The 3,524-nt window shown below is 61.6% G+C and carries 3 protein-coding genes; 1 reads left to right on the plus strand and 2 read right to left on the minus strand.

What is annotated here, in order from left to right:
* Positions 1–374 precede the first annotated feature (374 nt).
* A complete protein-coding gene (locus HW932_RS21335) occupies positions 375–1,817 on the plus strand; it encodes a BCD family MFS transporter (RefSeq protein ID WP_176978463.1) in 1,443 nt (480 codons plus the stop codon).
* Positions 1,818–1,922: 105 nt separating this feature from the next.
* Here HW932_RS21335 and HW932_RS21340 read toward each other — a convergent pair whose 3' ends face one another.
* Both HW932_RS21340 and HW932_RS21345 read right to left on the minus strand, forming a co-directional pair.
* Complete coding sequence (locus tag HW932_RS21340; protein ID WP_176978464.1) at positions 1,923–2,576, minus strand: thiol:disulfide interchange protein DsbA/DsbL; 654 nt, start codon at positions 2,574–2,576, stop codon at positions 1,923–1,925.
* Between the two features lie 62 nt (positions 2,577–2,638).
* Entirely contained in the window at positions 2,639–3,232 is a 594-nt protein-coding gene (locus HW932_RS21345; protein ID WP_343047453.1) for a disulfide bond formation protein B, read from the minus strand.
* Between the last annotated feature and the right edge of the window lie 292 nt (positions 3,233–3,524).

The following is a 3,524-nucleotide window of genomic DNA, read 5'->3' on the forward strand; positions in this document are numbered from 1 at the left end:
TTCTACGCCCTGCTGGTTCTGGCCATCGCTGTCCACGCGGTCGTTTTCTCGGTCGGCCTCGGCTGGCAGTGATCGAACGCCAATCGATGTCCGTCGCCTAGCGGTGACTGCGACGTCGATACCAGACGTACAATGCCGTACGTCGCACGGCGGATGGAATCCCCGACTTTCGGGTGCATTCCATCCGCCGTGTGGTTTTCAAGACCGACTCCTGCCGTCTCTCCGCTCCTGACGCCCATCGGCGTCGCCCCTGAAACTTCCAATCACTTCAGCGGAAGCGTACCATCGCCGCTTTGCAACGACGCCATTCACCCTGCGTCGAGCGTGCTTCCCTCTGGCGCGCTGTTTCATTCAAGCTCGGAGATAATATTGGCATGAGTCAACCCATCGATCCACGGTTACTCGCCTGGCGTGAGCTCGTACGTCGACTGCTGCCCTTCGCGGACGTGGCGAGTCCGGATTTGCCGATGCCGCGCCTGCTGCGCCTGTCGCTGTTCCAGGTCTCGGTCGCCATCGCCATGGTGCTGCTCACCGGAACGCTCAATCGCGTCATGGTCGTCGAACTCGGGGTTCCGACCTGGCTAGTGGCGACCATGCTCGCCCTGCCACTGATTTTCGCGCCCTTCCGTGCACTGATCGGGCACCGCTCGGACTATCACCATTCGGCGTTCGGTCTGCGTCGTGTTCCCTATATCTGGTTCGGCAGCATGTTGCAGTTCGGCGGCTTCGCGATCATGCCGTTCGCCCTGCTGTTGCTGGCTGATGCCTCGAACAGTCTCAACATCCTGGGCAAGCTGGGTGCGGGTCTGGCCTTTCTGATGGTCGGTGCCGGACTGCACACTACTCAGACCGCCGGTCTGGCGTTGGCCACGGATCTGGCGCCGCCGGACAAGCGTCCGCGCGTCGTGGCGCTGCTCTATGTCACACTGCTGCTCGGCATGGTGCTCAGTGCGCTGCTCTTCGGTCGGCTACTGACCCATTTCTCGCAGCAGCTCCTGATTCAGCTCATCCAGGGCGCGGCTGTCGCCACGATCGTGCTGAACATGGTGGCTCTCTGGAAGCAGGAAGCGATCGATTCGGTACGCGCGGCCAATCCGGTCAAGCGTCCGCCGTTTCTGGAGACCTGGCGTGAGTTCGCCGCCGGCGGTCAGGCGAGCCGGTTGCTGATCGTCGTCGGCTTGGGCACAGCCGGTTTCACCATGCAGGACATCCTGCTCGAACCCTATGGCGGTCAAGTGTTGGGAATGACCGTGTCACAGACGACCGCGCTGACCGCGCTCTGGGCGACCGGCACCCTGGCGGCTTTCGTGCTGTCGGGCTATTGGCTGGCCCATGGCGGTAATGCCTATCGGCTCACGACGCTCGGCGTGCTCTGTGGATTGCTGGCCTTCTCGGCGGTCATCCACGCCGCCAGCTCCGAGTCGGTCACGCTGTTTCGCGCCGGCACCGCCTTGATCGGATTCGGCGGCGGGTTCCTCGCGGTTGGAACCCTGACGGCGGCCATGGACATGGCGGGCGCCGATCATGGTGGTCTGCACAGCGGCTTGGCGCTTGGCGCCTGGGGCGCGGTTCAGGCAACCGCCAATGGTCTCGCCATGGCGATCGGCGGCAGTATGCGCGATGTCGTGTCCGGGATGGCCGGAGGCGGTGTTTTTGGGCCGGATCTGACGGGGCCGGAGGTCGGATATATCGCCGTCTATGGGTTCGAGATCCTGCTGCTGGCGGGCGCCCTGGTCATCCTGGTGCCGATGGCGCTGAAGGGTGGTGGGACCGTTGCACGCGATTCTTCCAAGATCGGCCTGGATCACATGCCCTAGACGGCGGTTGCTGTCGCTTGATTGGACGTGCGACTCGGTTTGAGTTGAGTCGCATGCCCTGACGGATAGAGGCCTCCTGCGAGCGACGCGGGGGGCCTTTGTTTTTTAGCCCGCTACGCCTTCGTCGCGCGCCCGATCGATCAGCTGATCGGCGATCGCGATGAGATCCGGCATCCCTTTGGCTTTGTGGCCAAGCACAGCGTAGCGTCCGGCCACGGCCAGCGTCGGCACGGCGTCGATCTGATAACGCTCGGCCAGATAGTCCGAGCGGCCCAGTTTGGTCTGGATGTCGAACGAGCTGAAAACGTCCTTGAAGCGCTGGATGTCGATCTCCTTGTCGCTCAGCCATTCCAGGATCGCCGGTTCGGTGTAGAGCTTGACGCGCTGATCATGCAGGGCGGTGAAGACGGCCTGATCGAGTCGCTCCAGTTGTTCGAGGTTTTCCAGCGCATAGAAGAGACGCGCGAGGTTGGCCCAGGCCTGACGTCCGAAGGTGATGGGAACGCGCCGCAGCACGACGTCTTCCGGCAGTGTCGCTTCCCACTGCTTGAGCAGCGGATTCAGGGAACCGCAGTGCGGGCAGCCGTAGGAGAAGAACTCCAGCACCTCGATCTTGCCGGGCGCGTCGCTCGGCTGGGGTGGTGTGATCGCGCGCCAGTCTTCTCCTTCGATGAGCTTGGCCTGAGCGCTCATTGGCAGGGCAGCGAGGGCGAGCGAGCTGAAGACGAGCTGGTTGAAGTGTCTGCGAGTCAATGGCATAGGATGTTCTCCAGTGAGACAGCGGTGTGATTTTGAACGCCGATGTAAGCGGATCGGCTCGGCTATGTCGAACGCGCCTGGAGCAAACGGCTGAGTGTCCAGAGTGCCGCACCCGCCAGTGCCACGAAGAGCAACAGCGACAGGTTGGCCAGGGTCAGGCCCAGAAGGCGAAAGCTATCGTCATCGCAAAAGCCGGTCGCCAGAAACAGCGAGGGCATCTGCTGTCCCAGCCACTCGATGAACGACTCGATCAGGCCAGGCGTGCTGCCGACGCAGCTGTTGGTCTCTGACGGATAGGCTTGGATCCAGCTATGGTGAGCCGCGACCGCTACGCCACCCAGTGCCGTGAGCATGGCGAGTAAGCCAGGTACCAGCGGATTCCGGCCACGCCAGGCAAACACGGCGGCGATGAGGGCGAAGGCTCCCGTCACGAGCATCAAGAGGCGTTGGAAGATGCATAGATGACAGGGATCCAGGCGCAACCATTCTGTCAGTAGGATCGATGCGAGACCGATGCCGATACCGGCGATACCTATGCTCAGCCACAGGCGTCCAACGTTGTTTAGCACCATCGGTGTCGAGTCTCTCAATCTGTTCAGTGGATATGTGGCGGCAGTCGAGCCGGCTACAACTTGGGTTGTCGGGGTGACAATCATACCGAATCGCCATGAAGTCTCTACCTTAAATTAAATCAATATCTTGGCGCTGTTTGGAGCAAATCTGGTCAGTGATTCGTGGTCTCACGCCGCCGGCTGATCTGTCACGTCGGAGAAAAAAATTGTTCATGGGGTTGACACAAAATTTGAGGCAGTTAGAATGCGCGGCTTCCCAAGGAGTTGGGGCTGAGGGAAGCGGCGGAGCGGAGGCGGTAAGCGCTCTGGCTTTCGAAGCGAACGGGATCGGAAGCGGTCCGGGGCTAAAAAAAAGGAGTTGACAGTCGGAAGGGAA

The sequence above is a fragment of the Allochromatium humboldtianum genome, assembly GCF_013385175.1.
GTDB classification, from domain to species: Bacteria; Pseudomonadota; Gammaproteobacteria; order Chromatiales; family Chromatiaceae; genus Thermochromatium; species Thermochromatium humboldtianum.

Coding starts and splice junctions, on each gene's coding strand:
- HW932_RS21335 (WP_176978463.1), top strand. CDS start 375: ATGAGTCAACCCATCGATCCACGGTTACTCGCCTGGCGTGAGCTCGTA.
- HW932_RS21340 (WP_176978464.1), bottom strand. CDS start 2,576: ATGCCATTGACTCGCAGACACTTCAACCAGCTCGTCTTCAGCTCGCTC.
- HW932_RS21345 (WP_343047453.1), bottom strand. CDS start 3,232: ATGATTGTCACCCCGACAACCCAAGTTGTAGCCGGCTCGACTGCCGCC.